This window comes from Lysobacter sp. GCM10012299 (assembly GCF_042649405.1).
Taxonomy (GTDB): domain Bacteria; phylum Pseudomonadota; class Gammaproteobacteria; order Xanthomonadales; family Xanthomonadaceae; genus Lysobacter_J.
On the sequence record NZ_JBHRZC010000004.1, the window covers coordinates 178782 to 199674 of the forward strand.

Sequence of the window (20893 nt, forward strand, 5' to 3'; positions counted from 1 at the left end):
GTCGCCAATTGCCATCGCGGCGACGGATTGAGGGCCGCGGCCAGGCCGGGAGCGGCATTGCCGCCCCCTGCCCCGCTCAGTCGCGCATGCTCAGCCGCGCTCGGCCCAGACCAGCTCGGCCAGTTGGACGGCGTTCAGCGCCGCACCCTTGCGGATGTTGTCCGAGACGATCCAGAGGTTGACCGCGCGCGGGTGCGAGAAATCGTCGCGGATGCGGCCGACGTACACCGGGTCGTTGCCCGAGGCATGGGTCACCGGGGTCGGGTAGCCGCCGGCTTTGGGCTCGTCGACCACTTCCACGCCCGGCGCGGTCAGCAGCATTTCGCGCACCTGCGCGGCGGTGATCTTCTCGCGGGTCTCGACGTTGACCGCCTCGGAGTGGCCGTAAAACACGGGCACGCGCACCGCGGTCGGGTTCACCTGGATCGAGTCGTCGCCGAGGATCTTGCGCGTCTCCCAGACCAGCTTCATCTCTTCCTTGGTGTAGCCATTGCCCTGGAAGTCGTCGATGTGCGGGATCAGGTTGAAGGCAATCTGCACCGGGAAGCGTTCGGGCTGCGGATCCTGGAAGTTCAGCAGCGCGCCGGTCTGGCGGCCGAGCTCTTCCAGCGCCGAGCGGCCACCGCCGGACACCGACTGGTAGGTCGCCACGTTGATCCGTTCGATGCCGACCTTGCGGTGGATCGGCGCCAGCGCGACCAGCATCTGCATGGTCGAGCAGTTCGGATTGGCGATGATGCCGCGCGGGCGGTTGGCCACCTGCTCGGGATTGACCTCCGACACCACCAGCGGCACGTCGTCGTCGTAACGGAACGCCGAGGAGTTGTCGATCACCACCGCACCGGCGGCGGCGAACTTCGGCGCGTACTCCTTGGAGATGCTGCCGCCGGCCGAGAACAGCGCGATGTCGACGCCGCTCGGATCGAACTTGGCCAGGTCTTCCACCACCAGTTTCTTCGCGCCGAACTCGATTTTCTCGCCGGCCGAGCGTTCGCTGGCGAGTACGTGCAATTTGCCGATGGGGAACTGGCGCTCGGCGAGGATCTTGAGCATGGTCTCGCCGACCGCGCCGGTGGCACCGACGATGGCAACGTTGCAGGAGTTCTTGGCGTTCATTGGTTCCTTGTGGTCCTGGTTGGTGGGAGCAGCCGGGATGGTTCCGGCGGGTGGGGTGACTGCATTATCCGCTAACAACGGCATATCTCCCGCTGACGGGAGCGGGACTCAGCGTTTGAGCTGGTCGGCGTTGACGGGAGTCGGCGGGCGGCCGGGGTCGGGGCCGAAGCCCAGCGCGGCAATCAGGTTGTCGACCGCCAGGCTCACCATCGCCCGGCGCGTGGCCAGGCTGGCGCTGGCGATATGCGGGGTCAGCACGACATTGCGCAGCACCAGCAGGCGCGGATTCACCGCCGGCTCGCCTTCGAACACGTCCAGGCCTGCGGCGGCCAGGCGCCCGGCGGACAGTGCGTCGACCAGCGCATCCTCGTCGACCAGGCCGCCACGGGCGACGTTGGTCAGCGTCGCGGTCGGCTTCATCTTGGCCAGCGCCGCGGCATCGATCAGATGATGCACCTGCGGCGAGTAAGGCAGCACCAGCACCAGGTGGTCGGCTTGCGCCAGCAGCGTGTCGAAATCCACGTACTGCGCGCGGCAATCGCGTTCGATCTCTGCCGGCAGGCGGCTGCGATTGTGGTACAGCACGCGCATGTCGAAGCCGGCGGCACGGCGGGCGATGCCCTGCCCGATCCGGCCCATGCCGAGGATGGCCAGGGTCGAGCCGTGCAGGTCTACGCCCAGCAGGCTCTCGAAACTCCACTGCCGCCACTGGCCTTCGCGCAGCCAGCGCTCGCCTTCGGTGATCCGGCGCGCGGTGGCCATCATCAGGGCGAAGCCGAAGTCGGCGGTGGTTTCGGTCAGCACATCGGGCGTGTTGGTGATGACGATGCCGGCACGACTCAGCGCCGGCACATCGAGGTTGTTGTAGCCGACGCCGACATTGGCAATCGCGCGCAGGTTTGCGGCGGCCGCGACTTCCGCCGCGCCGATCGGATCGTTGAGGGTGACCAGCGCGCCATCGCTTGCAGCCAGCGCGGCCGCGATTGCCGCCGGTCCGTGCTGGGTGACCTGCGCGGTCTCGACGACTTCGAAATGCTCACGCAGGCGTCCGACGATGTCGGCGAACAGGGGTTGCGACAACCACACCCGCGGCCGCGCTTCAGCCATCGATCGAACCTGCGATGCGCGGCGTCGGCAGTTCGACGTCGCCGCACTGGGCGCGGTGGCGCAGCGCCTGGTCCATCAGCACCAGTGCCACCATCGCTTCGCAGATCGGCGTGGCACGGATGCCGACGCAGGGGTCGTGGCGGCCGGTGGTGACCACCTCTACGACATTGCCGTGGACATCGAGGCTGTCGACCGGCAAGCGCAGGCTCGAGGTCGGCTTGAAGGCGACCGAGCAACGCAGCGGCTGGCCGCTGCTGATGCCGCCGAGGATCCCGCCGGCGTGGTTGGACGCGAAGCCATCGGGCGTCATGTGGTCGCGGTGCTGACTGCCCTTCTGCGCGACCACGCCGAAGCCGTCGCCGATCTCCACGCCCTTGACCGCGTTGATGCTCATCAGCGCGCTGGCCAGTTCGCCGTCGAGCTTGCCGTAGATCGGCTCGCCCCAGCCCGGCGGCACGCCCGTGGCGATGACATTGACGCGCGCGCCGACCGAATCGCCGGACTTGCGCAACGCGTCCATGTACAGCTCCAGCTCGGTGACCTGGCGCGTGTCGGGCCAGAAGAACGGGTTGTCTTCCACCGCGGCCAGGTCGAAACCGTCGGGCACGATCTCGCCGATCTGCGACAGGTAGCCCTGCACCTTCACGCCATGGCGGTCGGCCAGCCACTTCTTGGCGATGACCGCGGCAGCGACGCGCATCGTGGTCTCGCGTGCAGACGAACGACCGCCGCCGCGCGGATCGCGGATGCCGTACTTCTGCCAGTAGGTGTAATCGGCGTGGCCCGGGCGGAACTGCTCGGAAATCTTCGCGTAGTCCTTGCTGCGCTGATCGGTGTTGCGGATCAGCAGCGCGATGGGCGTGCCGGTGGTGACGCCTTCGTAGACGCCGCTGAGGATCTCGACCTCGTCGGCCTCGTGGCGCTGCGAGGTGTGGCGGGTGCGGCCGGTGGCGCGACGTTCGAGGTCGTGGCGGAAGTCCTCCGGCGCGATCGCGATGCCGGGAGGACAGCCGTCGACGACGCAGCCGATCGCCGGGCCGTGGCTTTCACCGAAGGTGGTTACCGAGAGCAGCTTGCCGAAGGTGTTGCTGGACACGGGGGATCCTGTTGTCTGGACCGGTGCACTCTAGCAATCGGAAATGGTTGCTGCCGGAACGAGCTCGCTTCAAGCGCGGAGCAACGTCCCTGGATTCCCGCCTTCGCGGGAATGAGGGGACAGGTCAGCCGCGCGCGTCCGCCAGTTCCTTGATCCGGGCGTGGTGCTCGACCATGTCGCTGCGCTCGACCACGAAGATGCCCATCTGGCCGACCTTGAACTCCACCCACGCCATCGGCAGTTCCGGCAGCAGGGCCACCAGCGCCTGCTCGGCTTCGCCGACTTCGCAGATCAGCAGGCCGTTCTCGCTGAGGTGGTCGGGGGCGTCGCGCAGGATCTTCAGGGCCAGGTCGAGGCCGTCGTCGCCCGCGCGCAGGCCCAGGTCGGGCTCGTACGAGTATTCCTTCGGCAGCGCATCGGTCTCGTCGTTGGTGACGTACGGCGGGTTGGTCACGATCAGGTCGTAGACCTCGCCCTGCAGGCCCTTGAACAGGTCCGACTTGCGCAACGTGACGTTGTCGGCATGCAGGCGCGCCTTGTTCTCGTGCGCCAGCGACAGCGCGTCGTCGTTGATGTCGGCGCCGTCGACCTGCCAGTACGGGTGGTAGTGGCCGGTGGCAATGGCGATACAGCCCGAGCCGGTGCACAGGTCGAGCACGCGCTCGACTTCGCGACCGCCCAGCCACGGCTCGAAGCCGGAGGTGATCAGTTCGGCGATCGGCGAACGCGGCACCAGAGCGCGGCGGTCGCTCTTGAAGCTCAGCCCGGCGAACCAGGCCTCGCCGGTCAGGTAGGCGGCCGGGACGCGCTCGCCGATGCGGCGCTCGAACAGCGCCAGCACCCTGGCCTTCTCTTCCGCGGTCACGCGCGAAGTGCCGTAGACCGGGCTCAGGTCGTGCGGCAGGTGCAGCGCATGCAGCACCAACTGGGTGGCTTCGTCCAGGGCGTTGTCGTAGCTGTGGCCGAAGGTCAGGCCGGACTCGTTGAAACGGCTGCCGCCGTAGCGGATCAGGTCGATGATCGAGACCTGTTCGAACTGAACGGCCGTGAGGTTGGCGGAGCCGGACATGGCGAGGCCTTGCATTGGGGGGTCGGCGATTATACCGGGCGACCGGTATCATGCCCGCGCGCCCAGCCGGGGCGGGCCGTTCCAGAGGCGTCATGTTCAACCGCACCACCGTGCTCATCCTGATCGCCGCCCTCGCCGCCGCCCTGGGGCTGTGGGCCGCGCAACGCCATTTCGGCCCGGTCACCTCCTCCCGGTGGCCGCAGACCCAGGCCGTGCGCCTGTTCGAGCCGGCCCGCGAACTGCCCTCCTTCTCGCTGCGCCAGTCCGACGGCACGGCACTGGTGCCGGGTGAACTCAAGGGTCACTGGACGCTGGTGTTCCTCGGCTTCACCCATTGCCCGGACGTGTGCCCGACCACCCTGGCCGAGATGGCCCGCGCCCAGAAGCAGTGGGCCGCCCTGCCGGAAGCCACGCGCCCGCGCGTGCTGTTCGTCTCGGTCGACCCCGAGCGCGACACGCCCGACCGCATCGGCGAGTACGCCCACGCCTTCCACCGCGACACGTTGGCCGCCACCGCCGACATCCCGGCACTGGAGGGCTTCGCCAAGTCGCTGAGCATGGTCTTCGCGAAGGTGCCGGCACCCGATGGCGCGCCGGCCGACCAGTACAGCGTCGACCACAGCGCCTCGATGGCGGTCCTCGACCCGCAAGGACGCATGGCCGGCATCATCCAGCCGCCGCTGGACCCCAAGGCGATCGCCGCCGACATGACCGCGCTGACCCAGGCGGCTGCTGGAGCACGCACCGAATGAGCCTGGTCACTGCTCTCACCTATGTGCTGCCGCACCGCCTGCTGTCGTCGATGGCGCGCTCGCTGGCGTACTCGGACTGGCCGTGGCTGAAGCAATGGCTGATCGACACAGTCACGCGCAAGTTCGGCGTCAACCTCGCCGAAGCGGCCGAGCCCGATCCGACGGCGTACCCGACGTTCAACGCCTTCTTCACCCGTGCGCTCAAGCCCGGCGCGCGCGTGGCCGATGCCGATCCCCGCTCGCTGCTGATGCCCGCCGACGGCCGCATCAGCCAGTGCGGCCCGATCGAGGACGGCCGCATTTTCCAGGCCAAGGGCCAGTCGTTCACCGCCGCCGAGCTGCTCGGTGACGACGAGGCCGCCGAGCCGTTCAACAACGGCCTGTTCGCCACGGTCTACCTGTCGCCCAAGGATTACCACCGCGTGCACATGCCGTGGGGCGGCAAGCTGCGCGAAACCGTGCACGTGCCCGGTCGCCTCTTCAGCGTCGGCCCGGCCGCGGTGCAGAACGTGCCGCGCCTGTTCGCCCGCAACGAGCGCCTGGTCTGCCATTTCGACACCGATTTCGGGCCGATGGCGATGGTGATGGTCGGCGCGCTGCTGGTGTCGGGCGTGGAAACGGTGTGGAGCGGCGTGGAGATTCCGCGCTATGGCGACACCGTGACCGTCAAGGACTACCGCGGCGCCGACATCACCCTGGAGCGCTTCGCCGAGATGGCGCGCTTCAACTACGGCTCCACCGTGATCGTGCTGCTGCCGCCGGGCGTGGCGGCGCTGGACCCTTCGTTGAAGGGTGAATCACCGGTGCGGCTGGGCGAAGTGCTGGCGCGTCGCGTCTAGTCACTTCTGGGGCGCTGTCCCGGGTGCGCTGCGCTTACCCGGGCTACGGCGTCCGGAAGACTAGTCACGTAGCCCGGGTAAGCGCAGCGCACCCGGGAGGCCATCACACCACCAGGCGCTGCTAGCCCTCGCAGCCGTCCAGCTTGATCTTCTGTCCGGGCTTGATCGCGTAGCGCGGTGCCTTGAGCTTGTTGGCCTTGGCCAGGTCGCCGGTATCGCACTGGAACTTCTGCGCGATCGCGGTCAGCGTTTCGCCGCGCTTGACCGTGTAGGACGAGGGCTTGGACGCCTTCTTCGGCGTCGACTTCGTCACCGCCACCGCGCCGGCCGAACCGGTGCCCGCGCTCTCGGCCTCGTACACCACGTCGCTCGTGTCCACCGGCGTGACCGGACCGGTCCGCACGATCGCCGAACTGGCATCGCTCATCACCAGCGTGTGCGCCAGGTCGGCGCGCTGGCCCTGCACGCACCAGCGGTTGTACAGGCCGACGATCTTGGTGGTGGCATTGAGCATGGTGCCGGTCGGCAGGTAGCGGTCGGCTTCGTAACGCGGGTTGAGGTTGCGCAGCGCGCGCATGTAGCCGTCACGCGAGCCACTGCTGCCCAGGCAGATGGTCAGCTCGTAGATCGAGCTGGGCTTGCCCAGGCGCAGCGCGGCGGGCCGCGAGTCGACCTTGGGGAAACTCAGGCCGTATTCCTTGGGATGCAGGAACAGCCAGGCCGCGGCGATCACCATCGGCACGTAGTCGCGGGTTTCGGCCGGGAACTGGTTGTAGACCGACTCGTCCCAGAAGTTGCGACCGCCCGAACTGTTGTAGACGCGCAGGGCGCGACCCTCGCCGCCGTTGTAGGCGGCCAGCGACAACTCGATGCTGCGGTTGAGCTCGCCCAGGCGCTCATTGAAATACGAAGCGGCCGCCTGCGCCGATGCGCGGGCGTCGTAGCGGGTATCGAAGCCGGTGCCGTCCTCGCCCAGGCCGAAGCGGCGGCCAGTGCCGTACATGAACTGCATCGGCCCGGCAGCGCCGGCGCGCGAGGTCGAATGGACGCGCCCGTTGGATTCCTTGGCCATCACGCCGAACAGCAGCGCCTCCGGCAGGCCGGCGCGCTCGAACTGCGGCCACATCGACTGGCGCAGGTACTGGTAGTTCTCGAAGGTGTCGATCAGCGCCGGGCGCATGTCGGTCAGCCAGCGGCGGATGCCTGCCTGCACGGCCGGGTTGTACTGCACCATCTTGACGAAGCGCTCGCCGTCGGCGCTGAGCAGCGCGGCGGCGCGGGCGGCCTCGGGCACGTCGGCGGTGATGCTGCCGACGCCATCGTCCTCGTTGTCTTCGGGCAGGTCGTCGCCCGAGGCCAGGTCGGCGTTCTGCTTCAGCAGGCGCTTGTAGGCGGTGAGCATGGTCGTGGGCGAGCAGCCCTTCTGCTTCACGCAGGCGGCCATCACGTCTTCCATGTCCTCCAGCGCGGCATCGACCTCGGTGCGGCCGGACGGATCGGCATTGCCGACCTTGACGATGCCTTGGCGATAGCGGGTCTCGGCCGCCTGCATGCGCTGGTCGAGTGCCTCCACGGCTGCCTGGTCGCGTTTGGAGAGGGCATGCGCGCTGGGCGCGAGAGTGGCGAAACCGAGAGCGAGCAACGCGACGGAAGGACGAACCAGTGCGGGCATGGACGACAACTGCAAGCGGGGGACTGGGAGGGTAGCGTTGCCTTGCGAATGCCGGCAAGCGCTGTTGCAGGCGGAGTGCGTGAATGGGGATATGCGTGGCAAATGCCGGCCGCACCGCCCCTCGCAACGCCGCTCCGGGAAACTTTCCCGGCGCCCGTGCGCGCCGCGAGCAGCCTCTGGCGACGCCGCATAGAATCGTCCGCACTTCCCCCACTGACCCGAGCACGGACCCGGACATGGACCCAAGCACCGGCACGACAGGCACCATTCTCATCGGCAAGGCCGTCACCACGCCGACTTCCCTGCCCGACAGCCACGGCCAGGTCTACCTCCTGCCGAAGTTTGGCAACCGCCATGGACTGGTCGCCGGCGCCACCGGCACCGGCAAGACCGTGACCCTGATGACCCTGGCCGAAGGCTTCTCGCGCCTGGGTGTGCCGGTGTTCCTGGCCGATGTGAAGGGCGACGTCGCCGGCCTGGCGATGGCCGGCACCAGCAACGACAAGCTGCAGGCCCGCGTCGCCGAGATCGGCATCGGCGACTACGCCAGCCAGGCCAGCCCGGTCGTGTTCTGGGACCTGTTCGGCAAGCTCGGCCATCCCGTGCGCACCACCGTCAGCGAGATGGGCCCGACCCTGTTGTCGCGCGTGCTCGAACTCAACGACACCCAGTCGGGCGTGCTCGACATCGTCTTCAAGCTCGCCGACGACCGCGGCCTGCTGCTGCTCGACCTGGAGGACCTGCGTGCCCTGCTCGGCCTGGTCGCGGCCGAACGCAAGGACATCTCCACCAGCTACGGCCTGGTCAGCGCGCAGTCGATCGGCGCGATCCAGCGCTCGCTGCTTCGCCTGGAGCAGGAAGGCGGCGAAATGTTCTTCGGCGAGCCGGCGCTGGAACTGGCCGACCTGATGCGCACCCACACCGACGGCCGCGGCGTCATCAACATCCTCGCCTCCGACCAGCTGGTGCTGAAGCCGCGGCTGTACTCGAGCTTCCTGCTGTGGCTGCTGTCGGAGCTGTTCGAGAACCTGCCCGAGGTCGGCGACCTCGACAAGCCGAAGCTGGTGTTCGTATTCGACGAGGCCCACCTGCTGTTCGACGACGCGCCGCCGGCGCTGCAGCAGCGCGTCGAGCAGGTGGTGCGCCTGATCCGTTCCAAGGGCGTGGGCGTGTACTTCTGTTCGCAGTTCCCGGATGACGTGCCGGACAACATCCTCGGCCAGCTCGGCAATCGCGTGCAGCATGCGTTGCGGGCGTTCACGCCGCGCGACCAGAAGGCGGTGAAGACGGCGGCGCAGACGTTCGTCGCCAATCCGGCGCTGGACGTGGCCGAGACTATCTCCCAGCTCGGCACCGGCGAAGCGCTGGTTTCCACGTTGCAGGAGAAAGGCGTGCCGATGCCCGTCGAAAAGACCCTGGTGGCGCCGCCGCGTTGCCGCATGGGCGCGATCACCGAAGCCGAGCGCGCGCAGGTTCGCGCCGGCAGCCCGGTCGGCGGCAAGTACGACACCCGCATCGATCGCGACTCCGCCGCCGAGGTGCTGGCGCAGAAGGCGACCGCTGCCGCCGAACAGGCCAAGGCACCGCCGGCACGCACGCGCGAGCAGGACGATGCCGACGAAGGCGGCTTCAGCCAGTCGGTGAAGGATGCGGTGTTCGGCACCAAGCGCCGCCAGGGCATGGTCGAGACCATGGCCAAGCAGACCGCGCGAACGGTCGGCAACCAGATCGGCCAGCAGATCCTGCGCGGCCTGCTGGGCGGGATCTTCGGCGGCAAGAGCCGGCGCTGATGTCGCGCTGGCGTCCTCCTGCCGAGAAGAGCACCGCCCTGATCACCCGCGGCGGGCATGACCGCCTGAAGTCCGAGCTCGACGAGCTGTGGCGCATCAAGCGCCCGGAAGTGGTCAAGGCGCTGGCCGCGGCTGCCGCAGAGGGCGACCGTTCGGAGAACGCCGAGTACACGTATCGCAAGAAGCAGCTCGGCGAGATCGACCGGCGCGTGCGTTACCTCAGCAAGCGCCTGCCGTCGCTGCGCATCGTCGAAACCGTGCCGACCGATCCGGAGTCGGTGTTCTTCGGCGCGCGCGTGGAGGTTGAGAACGTCGCCAGCGGCGAAAGCCAGCGTTACCGGATCGTCGGCCCCGATGAGACCGACGCGCGCGCCGGCTGGATCAGCATCGATTCGCCGCTGGCGCGGGCGATGCTGAAGAAGCGGCTCGACGACGAGTTCGAGGCGATGCTGCCCAGCGGCGCCGCCCGGTTCGTGATCGTCGACGTCAGTTATGAAGATGCCGGTGCCTGAGCCTGGCGTACGTCCCGTCGTGCTGCGCGAGGCCACCCCCGCCGACGCCGCGGCGATCAGCGCGCTTGTGTGCGAACTCACCAGGTGCTGGATCGCACCGGATTGCACGCCTGAAGGCGCGGCTCGACTGCTGCAGATGCTCGCGCCCGAGCCTACGGCTACGCGGATGGCAGACGGCTTCCGCTACCTCGTGGCGCAGCGCGGCGACGAGCTGGTCGGCGTCACGGCTTTGCGCCCGCCTGCGCACCTGTTCCACTTGTTCGTCTCCGAATCGGCGCAGCGGCAAGGACTGGCGCGGCGGCTGTGGCAGACCGTGCAGGGATGGGTGGCCGAAGCCAATCCAACCCTGCCGATCACCGTCAACGCGTCAAGGCATGCGCTGGCGGTCTATCGGAATTTCGGGTTCGAGGCGACTGCTCCGGAAGTCAGCGAGCACGGCATCGTCTCCACGCCAATGCTGTGGCGCCCCAAAGCGTGATGCCGATCACCGCCAAGTCACACGAGACTATTTCGCGTTGACGCCGTTTTAACATTTTCCCTACCGTCCCCTCGCCTCGCGGCACTGGTCTGCCGCCGGGTCATCTCTCAAGGGGAGTTTCACAACATGGGGAAGTTCAACATCCTGGTCCTGGCGCTTGCCATGGCCGGTGCAAGCACCGTCGCGTCGGCTGCCGAGGGGTCGGGGGTCTATCTGCGTGGTGAGGTCGGCAATTCCACGCTGCATGTCGATGGCGACTCTGCCGTCGACACGGCGATGAACGGCTGGCTGGGTTACAGCTTCAACTCGCTGATCGGTGTCGAGGCCCATTACGGCTCGCTCGGCAAGGACAGCGACCAGGGCTCGACGATCGAAATGAACGCAACCGGCATCGGCCTGCGCCTGAAGCACGAGTTCGCGGGCGGCATGTACTACGTCGCCGGGCGCGCCGGCATGGAGCGCATCGAAAGCGAGTTCACCGATGGCGATTTCGGCATCCAGTTGACCGAAGAGGAAGACAACCCGTACGCCGGCCTGGGCATGGGTTACAACGTCAACAAGAACTTCGCCGTAACCGGCTACTGGGACACGCGCACGGTGCCGTTCTTCTTCGGTGACGAGCGTGTCGACACGCTGACGATCGGCGGCGAATACCGCTTCTGATCGGCAACGCCTGTTGAACCCGGCAATGGCCACCTTCGGGTGGCCATTGTCGTTTGAGGATCAGTCGTCGAACGCGACCTCGCCGAACAGGTCGTGCTCGTCGCTGCCCATGATCTCGACATCGACGAACTCGCCCGGCTTGAGGCCCGCCATGAAGCCGTTCTGGATCTGCACCAGGCCGTCGATCTCCGGCGCATCGGCCATGGAACGCGCAATCGCCAGTTCGCCGTCGAGCGCGTCGACCAGGCAGCGCTGGGTGCTGCCGACCTTGGCTTCGAGCTTGGCCGCGGAAATCTCCGCCTGCCGCTCCATGAAGCGCGCCAGGCGCTCGGCCTTGACCTCTTCCGGCACCGGATCGGGCAGTGCATTGGCGCTGGCGCCTTCGACCGGCGAATAGGCGAACGCGCCGACGCGGTCGAGCTGGGCTTCATCGAGGAAGTCGAGCAGTTCTTCGAACTCGGCCTCGGTCTCGCCCGGGAAACCGACGATGAAGGTCGAGCGGATGGTGATGTCCGGCGTGATCGAGCGCCAGCGCTGGATGCGCTCCAGCGTCTTGTCGACCGCGCCCGGGCGCTTCATCAGCTTGAGCACGCGCGGGCTGGCGTGCTGGAACGGGATGTCCAGGTACGGCAGCAGCTTGCGCATGCCGTTGGCGCCGGTCTCGGCCATCAGCGGGATGATGTCGTCGACGTGCGGATACGGATACACGTAGTGCAGGCGGGTCCAGATGCCCAGCTCGCTCAAGCCTTCGCACAGCGCCTTCATGCGGGTCTGGTAGGCCTTGCCGCGCCACTCGTGCTGCGCGTACTTGACGTCGACGCCGTAGGCCGAGGTGTCCTGCGAGATCACCAGCAGTTCCTTGACGCCGCCCATGGCCAGCTTCTCGGCCTCGCGCAGCACCTGGTCGACCGGACGGCTGACGAGGTCGCCGCGCATCGACGGGATGATGCAGAAGCTGCAGCGGTGATTGCAGCCTTCGGAAATCTTCAGGTAGGCGTAGTGCTTGGGCGTGAGCTTGATGCCGGTATCGGGCACCAGGTCCAGGAACGGATCGTGCTTGGGCGGCAGCGCCGCATGCACCGCGCTCATCACGCTGCCGTAGTCCTGCGGACCGCTGATCGACAGCACGCCCGGGTGCGCCTCGCGGATCTGCTCGGGCTTCTTGCCCAGGCAACCGGTGACGATGACCTTGCCGTTCTCGGCGATGGCTTCGCCGATCGCGTCCAGCGATTCGGTCACGGCCGAGTCGATGAAGCCGCAGGTGTTGACCACGACCACGTCGGCATCGTCGTAGGTCTGGACGATGTCGTAGCCCTCCACGCGCAACTGGGTGAGGATGCGTTCGGAGTCGACCAGCGCCTTGGGGCATCCGAGGCTGACGAAACCGACTTTGGGATTGGCTAGGGACATGGATTGAACCGGGCTTGGAGCGCGTTTTGCAGGCGGAGTTGCAGTCGCGCCAAGCGCAGCGAGCGACCTGCTGGCCACGCGCTCGGCGGCTGCGGCAGGTCCCTCGCTGCGCTCGAAACGACAGGATGGCCGCGGATTATAGCCCCGGCGCTAGAATCAACCGGGCCGGAGCCGCCGCGAAGCTGAACGCTTCCGGCCGCGAGCTTCCGGACGTAGCGCCCGCCGATAACTGAATGGACCTCTCCCCCATGGCCCACTGGATCGATCTGGACACCCCGCATGGCCCGGTCCGGGCCTGGCGCGCCGAACCGACCGGCCCCTCGAAGGGCGCCGTGATCGTGCTGCAGGAGATATTCGGCGCCAACGCCCACATCCGCACCGTCGCCGATCGCTTCGCCGCGGCCGGATTCGTCGCCCTGGCGCCGGCGCTGTACGACCCGCTGGCGCCCGGCACCGAGCTTGGCTACGACGAGGCCGGCATGCAGCGCGGCGCGGCCCTGCGCAACGAACTGGGGTTCGACCGCGCGGTCGACATCATCAGCGAGGCGGCCGACGAGTTGCACCGCGAGGGGCTGCGCGTGGGCGTGGTCGGATTCTGCTGGGGCGGAAGCCTGGCGTTCCTGGCCAACACGCGCCTGGGACTGCCGGCCGTGTCGTATTACGGCGCGCGTACCGTGCCCTTCCTCGACGAACCCTTGCGTGCGCGGATGATGTTCCACTTCGGCCAAAACGACACCAGCATCCCGCCGGAAGCGATCGACCAGCATCGCAGCAAGCAACCGGCCGCGGCGGTATACGTTTACGCCGGCGCTGGCCATGCCTTCAATCGCGACGTAGACAACCATGCCTACCATCCGGCCAGCGCCGAACTGGCCTGGCACCGCACCCTCGATTTCCTGGCGGAGAACCTGCGATGAATCGCTCCGGCAACCCCGGCGCCTGGCAACTGCACGCGCAGCTCGCCGAGGACACGCATCCGGTCGCCCATCTCGCCCTGAGCGAGCTGCGGCTCATGGACGACGCCAACCACCCCTGGCTGATCCTGATCCCGCGCGTGACCGATGCCGTCGAGCTGGTCGATCTCGACGAGGCGCAGCAGGCCACGCTGATGCGCGAGATCAGCGCTGCCAGTCGCGCACTCCAGGTCGAGTTCAAGCCGCAGAAGATCAACGTGGCCGCGCTGGGCAACGTCGTGCCGCAGCTGCACATCCATGTCATCGCGCGCTTCCACGACGACATTGCCTGGCCACGTCCGGTCTGGGGCACCGCCAGCGCCCAGGCCTACACGCCCGAAGCGCTGGTGACACGTATCCAGCAACTGCAGGGCGCCCTGCCGAAGTGAACCGACCGTTCGTCTGCGACATCGAAGCGCTCGCAGACGATGCCTGGCTGCTCCGTTTCGGAGACCAGCTCGACCCGCAGCTCAACGACCGCGTGCATGCCGTTGCGCGCCGGCTGGACCAACTCAAGCCGGATTGGCTGCGCGGACTGGTGCCCGCGTTCGCCAGCCTGGGAGTCTTCTTCGACCCGGTTGCAGATCCGGCGCGCATCCACGAGGAGCTGCTGGCACTGCTGGCGATGGACGAGACGCCGGCGATTGGCGCAAGTGCGCCGGCACCGCGAACCATCGAGATTCCCGTCGTATACGGCGGCGAGTTCGGTCCGGACTTGGTGGCCGCGGCGGCGGAGCTGCAGATGTCGCCGCAGCAACTGATCTCGCGCCATGCCAGCGGCATGTACACCGTGGCGATGATCGGTTTCGCACCGGGCTTCCCGTACCTGGCCGGACTGGACCCGGCGCTGGCGCTGCCGCGCCTGGCGACGCCGCGTGCACGCGTGGCCGCCGGCAGCGTCGCCATCGGCGGTGCCCAGACCGGCATCTACCCGCGCGAAAGTCCCGGTGGCTGGCGTCTGCTCGGGCGCACGCCGAAGGTGCTGTTCGATCCGACGCGGGCGACGCCGTCGCTGCTGTTGCCGGGCGATCGCGTGCGCTTTGTTGCTATCGAGGCGGACCAGTTTGCGGACGCCGGCCCATGAGCGATCACGTACTGCGCGTGTTGCGCCCGGGCCTGCTCACGACCGTGCAGGACCTCGGCCGCGCCGGATGGCGGCACCTCGGCGTCGCCCATGCCGGCGCACTCGATCGCGATGCCGCGCAACTGGGCAATCGCCTGGTTGGCAACCGCGCCGATGCCGCCGTGCTGGAGCTGACCTTGCACGGCCCGACGCTGCAGCTGGAAGTGCCGACGCGCATTGCACTCACCGGCGCCACGGTATCGGCTCGGTTCAAAGGCGAACCGGTTCCGTGCGGCCGCCCGGTGCTGCTGCCGGCCGGCACGCTCGAACTGGGCGCGGTGCGCGCAGGCGCCCGCGCCTGGCTGGCGATCGCCGGTGGCATCGACGTGCCCGAAGTGCTCGGCAGTCGAAGCACCGACCTGCGTGGCGGCTTCGGCGGGCTGGACGGACGCGCGCTGCGCAATGACGACCGCGTGGTGCTCGGTGACACGGCGCCCTTCGACTGCACGCGGCTGCAAAGCACGCCCTGGTGGATCGACCCCGGACACGACGACGACCCGCGCGCGCCGATCCGCTACCTGCCTTCTACACACCCGTGGTCGGCGCCGCTGGCGCGACGCGCCTGGAACGTCAGCGCCAGCAGCAATCGCCAGGGTCTGCGGCTGCAGGGCGATGCGTTGCCAACCACTTCGGCGGACGGACTCTCCGAACCGGTCGCGCCGGGCACGATCCAGCTGCCGCCCGACGGCCAGCCGATCATCCTGCTGGCCGACGCCCAGACCGTCGGTGGCTACCCGCGCCTGGGCCATGTCATCGCCGCCGACCTGCCGCGCCTGGCGCAGTGCATTCCGGGACAGACCCTGCATTTCGCCGCCGTCGATGCCACCACCGCCCACCGGCTGGCTTGCGCGGCGCGGGCACGGGTCGCCAGAATCGGCGTGATGATCGACGCGCGCGTGCCGGCGATCTGACCCGTCCAATCCATTACTTCCTGGAATCCCATGAAATCCAATGTCATCGGCGCGCTGGTGCTGGTCGTGATCGGTACCCTTTTCCTGCTCAACAATCTTGGCTACACCGACATGAGCCTGGGTCGGATGCTGATGACCTGGTGGCCCGCGATCCTGATCGTGGTCGGCCTGGGAATGCTCTTCAAGCGCGGCTGAGGCCGCATCCGGCCAACGACGTGACCAAGCCAGACGAAAGCCGGCGCATCGATTTCAACTGCGATCTCGGCGAAGGTTGCGGCGACGACGCGGCGATACTGCCGCTGGTCACCTCGGCCAACATCGCCTGCGGCGGCCATGCCGGCGACGAGGCGACGATGCGCGCGACGCTGCGCCTGTGTCGCGCACACGGCGTGGCGGCAGGTGCGCATCCCTCGTTCGACGATCGCGAGCATTTCGGCCGGCGCGCCCTCACCTTGCCGCCAGCCGACATCGCGCAGGCAGTACGGGCACAGATCGAACGACTGGCGGCAATTGCCGCCGAAGAAGGCGTGCGCCTGACCCACGTCAAGCCGCACGGCGCGCTCTACAACGTCGCCGCCGACGACCGCGCCGTTGCCGACGCAATCGCCGCAACCATCAAGGCGTTCGACCCGTCACTGGTGCTGTTCGGTCTGTCCGGCTCGGCACTGACCGATGCCGGCAGCGCGCACGGGCTGCGCGTCGCCCACGAAGTGTTCGCCGAACGCGGCTACGACCGCCGCGGCCGCCTGCTGCCGCGCGGCAGCGAGGGCGCGGTGATCGAGTCGCTCGACGCCGCCATCGCGCAGGTACGGCGACTGGCTACGCGCGGCGAAGTAGTCGCCAATGACGGCAACATCGTTGCGCTGCGCGCCGATACGCTTTGCCTGCACGGTGATCGCAGCGATGCCGCGTTATTCGCCAAGGCAGTGCGCGATGCACTCGAGACGGATGGCATAGTCGTCGCCTCCATGCCGGTCAAAGGCCTTCCATGAATTACTGGCCCCTCCTCGGCGTCGCCTGGGTCGTCGTCGGCTTCGTCCTGCGTGCCAACCCGGTGATCGTGGTGGTCAGTGCCGGGCTGGTCAGCGGCCTGGCCGCGGGCAAGTCGATGCCGGAGTTGCTGGCCGTGATCGGCGACAGTTTCATATCCAATCGCGCCCTGCTGATGTTCGCGATGACGCTGCCGACCATCGGCCTGCTCGAACGCGCCGGGCTGCGCGAGCATGCCCTGCAATGGATCGCGCGATGGCGCGGACTGACCCTGGCGCGGCTGCTGGTCGTCTATCTCGCCGCGCGCCAGGGCTTGAGCACGCTCGGCCTGATCGACATCGCCGGCCATGCCCAGACCGTGCGCCCGTTGCTGGCGCCGATGTCGGAATCGGCGGCCAACCGCACGCCCGGCCTGCAGGAGCACGGCCCGCTGCCGCGCGAGGAAATCCAGCGCGTGCATGCACTGGCTGCGGCAACCGACAACGTCGGCCGCTTCTTCGGCGAAGACGTGTTCCTCGCGTTCGGCGCGGTGCTGCTGATCCAGGGCTTCTACGCCGAGCACGGCATCCAGCTGGAACCGCTGCAGATCGCGCTGTGGGCGATCCCGACCGCGATCGCCGCGTTCGTGATCCACGCCGTGCGCATCGTCGTCTTCCAGCGCGGCCTCGCCCGCCGGATGGGCAGCCGCAAGAGCAGCCGGATGGCCAGCCATGCTGTCGATTGAACATTTCTACATCGTGCTGGCGCTGTTCCTGTTCTTCGCAGGCGGCAGCAACCTGCGCGAGCGCCGCTACGCACATGCTGCGTTCTGGTCATTGCTGGGCGTGCTGTTTGCCACGGGCAAGCTGGTGCTGGCGGCCAGCAAGGCCGGCAATCCCCTGCCCTCTCAGCTGGCCGGTGCGGCCGTCATCGTGCTGGCGCTGCTGGCCACGCGCATGCGCCGGGAACATATTGCCGAAGCGCCCGAAGCGCAGCGGCAGGCCTCGGCGTCGCGCCTGGGCCATCGCCTGTTCGTGCCGGCGCTGCTGATCCCGGCCATCACCGTGCTGATCGTGCTGTTCGGCAAGCACATCGTGATCTTCGGCACGCCGTTGTTCGGCGAGGGCAGCATCACCCTGATCGGACTGGCGCTGGCCTGCGTGCTGGCGGCCCTGGCCGCAGTCGTGGTGACCGGCGAGCGGCCGATCCGCGCCGCCAGCGAAGGCCGGCGCCTGCTCGACACGATGGGCTGGGCGGCGCTGCTGCCGCTGGTGCTGGCCACGCTTGGCGGCGTGTTTGCCGCCAGTGGCGTCGGCGATGCCGTGGCGTCGATGGTCTCTGCGGTGATTCCGGCCGACAGCCGCGTGGCCTGCGTGCTGGCCTACGGGCTGGGCATGGTGGTGTTCACGATGATCATGGGCAATGCCTTTGCCGCGTTCCCGGTGATGACCGCCGGCATCGGCCTGCCGTTGCTGATCCAGCAGCATGGCGCCGCGCCGGCGATCCTCGGTTCGCTGGGCATGCTCACCGGCTACTGCGGAACGCTGATGACGCCGATGGCGGCCAACTTCAACCTGGTGCCGGCGGCGCTGCTGGAGCTCGATGATCCCAACGCGGTGATCCGGGTGCAGATTGCCACCGCATTGCCGCTGCTGGCGGTGAACCTGCTGCTGATGTACTGGCTGGCGTTCAAGTGAGAGCCTTGCTGCCGTGACCGCGCCCATCCCCACCGTCCTGCTCACCGGCTTCGCCCCGTTCGGCGGGGAGGACAGCAACCCCAGCTGGGAGGCCGTGTCCCCGCTCGATGGCGAACAGATCCTCGGCCACCGCATCGCGACGCGCTGCCTGCCGGTGGAGTTCGGTACCTCGCTGCAGGCCCTGCGGCGCGCGCTCGACGAGACCGCGCCGGTGATGGTCATCTGCGTCGGACAGGCCGGCGGCCGCGCACAGATCGCGCTGGAGCGCGTCGCCATCAATGTCGACGATGCCCGCATTGCCGACAATGCCGGCGCCCAGCCCATCGACGAGGCGGTGATCGCCGGCGGCCCGGCCGCGTACTTCAGCGACCTGCCGATCAAGGCGATGCTGGCGGCGCTGCGCGATGCCGGCATTCCTGCCGAGGTCTCGCAGACCGCCGGCACCTACGTCTGCAACCACGTCTTCTACGGGCTGATGCACGCGTTGCGAACTGTGCGCGGCGTCCGTGGCGGCTTCATCCACATTCCGTATGCTCCCGCGCAGGCCGCGCGACACCCGGGCGCGCCGAGTCTGCCGCCGTCGGTGGTGAGCCAGGCCCTGCGCCTGGCGGTCGCCACCGCGTTGACTGTCGAACACGATGTCCGCCTGGCCGCGGGCACTACCCACTGAAGGACACCCCGATGCGCAAGACCGTTGTCGCCGCCCTGCTGGCCGCGTGCCTGATCACTCCTGCCCTGGCCCTGGCCGCCACGCAGACCCAATACGACAAGAAGGCGGCCGAATTCGCCCAGACCGGCACGCAGACCGTGAGCCTGTACGTCGATGTCGACCTGGGCGGGCGCAAGAACGGCTCGGCCACCGAGCTCAACCAGGCCCATCGCGCGTTCAACAACAACGGGTACCAGGTGCAGAGCGTGGTGGGATACACCGAGAACGGCGACCTGCAGGGGTTCTTCGTCACCTACGTGCGCCGCTGAGGGCAAGCCTCAGGTGCGCGGCAGCGTCACGCCGACCTGGCCCTGGTACTTGCCGCCGCGATCCTTGTACGAGGTCTCGCAGACTTCGTCGGACTGGAAGAACAGCATCTGCGCCACGCCTTCGTTGGCGTAGATGCGCGCCGGCAGCGGCGTGGTGTTGCTGAACTCCAGGGTCACGTGGCCTTCCCATTCCGGCTCCAGCGGCGTGACGTTGACGATGATGCCGCAGCGCGCGTACGTGCTCTTGCCCAGGCACACCACCAGGGTGTCGCGCGGGATGCGGAAGTACTCGACCGTGCGCGCCAGCGCGAACGAGTTCGGCGGGATGATGCACACGTCGCTTTCGATGTCGACGAAGCTGCCGCTGTCGAAATGCTTCGGGTCGACAATCGTCGAGTTGATGTTGGTGAAGACCTTGAACTCGCGCGAGCAGCGCACGTCGTAGCCGTAGCTGGACGTGCCATAGCTGACGATGCGGTGGCCGTCGGCGGCGGTCTTGACCTGGCCCGGCTCGAACGGCTCGATCATGCCGTGCTGCTCGGCCATGCGACGGATCCAACGGTCGGACTTGATGCTCATGCTTGTGCGGGGACCTTCGGCAACGGAAAGGGGATTGTGTCAGCCGGAGCGGCCACGGGGAACAGGCCCGCAGGCCTCAGAGCAGCGACACCGACAGAGGCGTGGCCACCTGCGGCCGCTTGGCCAGCTCGACCGCGATGCGGCGGGCGGTAATGCGGTAGGCGCGGGCCGCTGCACTGTCCGGGGCGGCCACGACCACCGGCACGCCGGCATCGCCCTGCTCGCGGATTGCGATTTCCAGCGGCAGGCTGCCCAGCAGCGGCACGCCGTACTGCGCCGCCATGCGCTGGCCGCCGCCTTCGCCGAACACATGCTCGGCGTGGCCGCAGTTCGAGCACACATGCACCGCCATGTTCTCGACCAGGCCCAGCACCGGCACCTGCACCTTCTCGAACATCTTCAGCGCCTTGCGCGCGTCCAGCGTCGCCACGTCCTGCGGCGTGGTGACGATGACCGCGCCGGCCACCGGAATCTTCTGCGCCAGGGTCAGCTGGATGTCGCCGGTGCCCGGCGGCAGGTCGACGATCAGGTAATCGAGCTCGCCCCAACGGGTTTCGTTGAGCAGTTGCGTCAGCGCGGAGGTCGCCATCGGACCGCGCCAGATCATCGGCGTGTCCTGCTCGACCAGCAGGCCGATCGACATCGCTTCCACGCCGTGCGCGCGCATCGGCTCGATCGATTTGCCATCGGGGCTGTCCGGGCGCCCGGACAGGCCGAGCATGGTCGGGATGCTGGGGCCGTAGATATCGGCATCGAGCACGCCCACGCGGGCGCCCTCCGCGGCCAGCGCCAGCGCCAGGTTGACGGCGGTGGTCGACTTGCCCACGCCGCCCTTGCCCGACCCGATCGCGATCAGGTTGCGGACGCTGGGCATCGGCGTGACGTTGGGCTGCACGGCGTGCGAGACGATGCGCGAGTGCAGCTCCAGGCGGGCCAGCTGGAAGCCGGCGGCGGCCAGGGCCGCAGTGACCTCGCCTTCCAGCCACGGCCGCAGCGCGAGGCAGGGGAACCCGGCGACGATCTCGACCACCGCCCGGCCTTCGGCCTCCACGACACGGATGCGGGCGCCGGTTTCACCCAGGGTGACCCCGGTCTCGGGCAACGGGAGGGCGGCGAGAACGGGAACAACGGCTTGCAGGGACTCAATCACGACAGCGACCTTGATCTTTCTTCGATACG

The 20893-nt window shown here is 68.2% G+C and carries 24 protein-coding genes; 16 read left to right on the forward strand and 8 right to left on the reverse strand.

What is annotated here, in order from left to right; all coding sequences use genetic code 11:
* Positions 1-90: 90 nt before the first annotated feature.
* From ACFOPO_RS11995 to prmB, 4 genes are all read right to left on the reverse strand, one after another.
* Positions 91-1116, reverse strand: coding sequence for an aspartate-semialdehyde dehydrogenase (locus tag ACFOPO_RS11995; protein ID WP_386703460.1), 1026 nt, complete (start codon positions 1114-1116; stop codon positions 91-93).
* 108 nt (positions 1117-1224) lie between these two features.
* On the reverse strand, positions 1225-2223 hold the full coding sequence (locus ACFOPO_RS12000) for a 2-hydroxyacid dehydrogenase (protein ID WP_386703461.1): 999 nt from the start codon (positions 2221-2223) through the stop codon (positions 1225-1227).
* On the reverse strand, positions 2216-3319 hold the full coding sequence (gene aroC, locus ACFOPO_RS12005) for a chorismate synthase (RefSeq protein WP_386703462.1): 1104 nt from the start codon (positions 3317-3319) through the stop codon (positions 2216-2218). Before aroC ends, ACFOPO_RS12000 begins: the two co-directional genes overlap by 8 nt.
* Before the next feature lie 124 nt (positions 3320-3443).
* Positions 3444-4388, reverse strand: coding sequence for a 50S ribosomal protein L3 N(5)-glutamine methyltransferase (prmB, locus tag ACFOPO_RS12010; protein ID WP_386703463.1), 945 nt, complete (start codon positions 4386-4388; stop codon positions 3444-3446).
* Between the two features lie 92 nt (positions 4389-4480).
* On the opposite strand from prmB, the gene ACFOPO_RS12015 reads away from it, so the two are divergent.
* Positions 4481-5140 carry an SCO family protein gene (locus tag ACFOPO_RS12015; protein ID WP_386703464.1) on the forward strand — a complete coding sequence of 220 codons (660 nt, stop codon included), beginning with the start codon at positions 4481-4483 and terminating at the stop codon, positions 5138-5140.
* On the forward strand, positions 5137-5979 hold the full coding sequence (gene asd / locus ACFOPO_RS12020) for an archaetidylserine decarboxylase (RefSeq protein ID WP_386703465.1): 843 nt from the start codon (positions 5137-5139) through the stop codon (positions 5977-5979). Before ACFOPO_RS12015 ends, asd begins: the two co-directional genes overlap by 4 nt.
* Before the next feature lie 121 nt (positions 5980-6100).
* Here asd and ACFOPO_RS12025 read toward each other — a convergent pair whose 3' ends face one another.
* Complete coding sequence (locus tag ACFOPO_RS12025; protein WP_386703466.1) at positions 6101-7651, reverse strand: transglycosylase SLT domain-containing protein; 1551 nt, start codon at positions 7649-7651, stop codon at positions 6101-6103.
* 236 nt (positions 7652-7887) lie between these two features.
* Here ACFOPO_RS12025 and ACFOPO_RS12030 point away from each other — a divergent pair, with 236 nt between their 5' ends.
* The 4 genes from ACFOPO_RS12030 (at position 7888) to ACFOPO_RS12045 (ending at position 11094) form a co-directional block, all read left to right on the forward strand.
* Positions 7888-9441 carry a helicase HerA-like domain-containing protein gene (locus ACFOPO_RS12030; RefSeq protein ID WP_386703467.1) on the forward strand — a complete coding sequence of 518 codons (1554 nt, stop codon included), beginning with the start codon at positions 7888-7890 and terminating at the stop codon, positions 9439-9441.
* The gene (greB, locus tag ACFOPO_RS12035) at positions 9441-9953 is read left to right on the forward strand and encodes a transcription elongation factor GreB (RefSeq protein ID WP_386703468.1); all 513 of its coding nucleotides are present in this window, start codon (positions 9441-9443) and stop codon (positions 9951-9953) included. Before ACFOPO_RS12030 ends, greB begins: the two co-directional genes overlap by 1 nt.
* Positions 9934-10431, forward strand: a complete 498-nt coding sequence (locus ACFOPO_RS12040; protein ID WP_386703469.1) for a GNAT family N-acetyltransferase — start codon at positions 9934-9936, stop codon at positions 10429-10431. The genes greB and ACFOPO_RS12040 overlap by 20 nt, the downstream gene beginning before the upstream one ends.
* Positions 10432-10557: 126 nt before the next feature.
* Positions 10558-11094 carry a porin family protein gene (locus tag ACFOPO_RS12045; protein ID WP_386703470.1) on the forward strand — a complete coding sequence of 179 codons (537 nt, stop codon included), beginning with the start codon at positions 10558-10560 and terminating at the stop codon, positions 11092-11094.
* Between the two features lie 60 nt (positions 11095-11154).
* Here the strand turns inward: ACFOPO_RS12045 and rimO are convergent, their stop codons facing one another.
* Positions 11155-12504 (reverse strand): 30S ribosomal protein S12 methylthiotransferase RimO, encoded by a 1350-nt coding sequence (gene rimO / locus ACFOPO_RS12050; protein ID WP_386703471.1) that lies wholly within the window; start codon positions 12502-12504, stop codon positions 11155-11157.
* Positions 12505-12752: 248 nt separating this feature from the next.
* Between rimO and ACFOPO_RS12055 the strand changes: the two genes are divergently transcribed.
* Genes ACFOPO_RS12055 through ACFOPO_RS12100 form a run of 10 tightly spaced genes read left to right on the forward strand, consistent with a single transcriptional unit; the run spans position 12753 to position 19135 of the window.
* Positions 12753-13421, forward strand: a complete 669-nt coding sequence (locus ACFOPO_RS12055) for a dienelactone hydrolase family protein (RefSeq protein WP_386703863.1) — start codon at positions 12753-12755, stop codon at positions 13419-13421.
* Entirely contained in the window at positions 13418-13846 is a 429-nt protein-coding gene (locus ACFOPO_RS12060; protein WP_386703472.1) for an HIT domain-containing protein, read from the forward strand. The genes ACFOPO_RS12055 and ACFOPO_RS12060 overlap by 4 nt, the downstream gene beginning before the upstream one ends.
* The gene (gene pxpB, locus ACFOPO_RS12065; protein WP_386703473.1) at positions 13843-14541 is read left to right on the forward strand and encodes a 5-oxoprolinase subunit PxpB; all 699 of its coding nucleotides are present in this window, start codon (positions 13843-13845) and stop codon (positions 14539-14541) included. Before ACFOPO_RS12060 ends, pxpB begins: the two co-directional genes overlap by 4 nt.
* The gene (locus ACFOPO_RS12070) at positions 14538-15491 is read left to right on the forward strand and encodes a biotin-dependent carboxyltransferase family protein (protein ID WP_386703474.1); all 954 of its coding nucleotides are present in this window, start codon (positions 14538-14540) and stop codon (positions 15489-15491) included. The genes pxpB and ACFOPO_RS12070 overlap by 4 nt, the downstream gene beginning before the upstream one ends.
* Before the next feature lie 30 nt (positions 15492-15521).
* A complete protein-coding gene (locus tag ACFOPO_RS12075) occupies positions 15522-15686 on the forward strand; it encodes a LiaI-LiaF-like domain-containing protein (protein WP_200604882.1) in 165 nt (54 codons plus the stop codon).
* 20 nt (positions 15687-15706) lie between these two features.
* Positions 15707-16483, forward strand: a complete 777-nt coding sequence (locus ACFOPO_RS12080; protein WP_386703475.1) for a 5-oxoprolinase subunit PxpA — start codon at positions 15707-15709, stop codon at positions 16481-16483.
* Positions 16480-17205 (forward strand): DUF969 domain-containing protein, encoded by a 726-nt coding sequence (locus ACFOPO_RS12085; protein ID WP_386703476.1) that lies wholly within the window; start codon positions 16480-16482, stop codon positions 17203-17205. The genes ACFOPO_RS12080 and ACFOPO_RS12085 overlap by 4 nt, the downstream gene beginning before the upstream one ends.
* Entirely contained in the window at positions 17192-18157 is a 966-nt protein-coding gene (locus ACFOPO_RS12090) for a DUF979 domain-containing protein (protein ID WP_386703477.1), read from the forward strand. Before ACFOPO_RS12085 ends, ACFOPO_RS12090 begins: the two co-directional genes overlap by 14 nt.
* Before the next feature lie 13 nt (positions 18158-18170).
* Complete coding sequence (pcp, locus tag ACFOPO_RS12095; RefSeq protein ID WP_386703478.1) at positions 18171-18827, forward strand: pyroglutamyl-peptidase I; 657 nt, start codon at positions 18171-18173, stop codon at positions 18825-18827.
* 11 nt (positions 18828-18838) lie between these two features.
* Entirely contained in the window at positions 18839-19135 is a 297-nt protein-coding gene (locus ACFOPO_RS12100) for a hypothetical protein (RefSeq protein WP_386703479.1), read from the forward strand.
* 9 nt (positions 19136-19144) lie between these two features.
* Here ACFOPO_RS12100 and dcd read toward each other — a convergent pair whose 3' ends face one another.
* Both dcd and apbC read right to left on the reverse strand, forming a co-directional pair.
* Positions 19145-19714, reverse strand: a complete 570-nt coding sequence (gene dcd / locus ACFOPO_RS12105; protein ID WP_158730638.1) for a dCTP deaminase — start codon at positions 19712-19714, stop codon at positions 19145-19147.
* Positions 19715-19790: 76 nt separating this feature from the next.
* Positions 19791-20864, reverse strand: coding sequence for an iron-sulfur cluster carrier protein ApbC (gene apbC / locus ACFOPO_RS12110; protein ID WP_386703480.1), 1074 nt, complete (start codon positions 20862-20864; stop codon positions 19791-19793).
* Positions 20865-20893 lie beyond the last annotated feature (29 nt).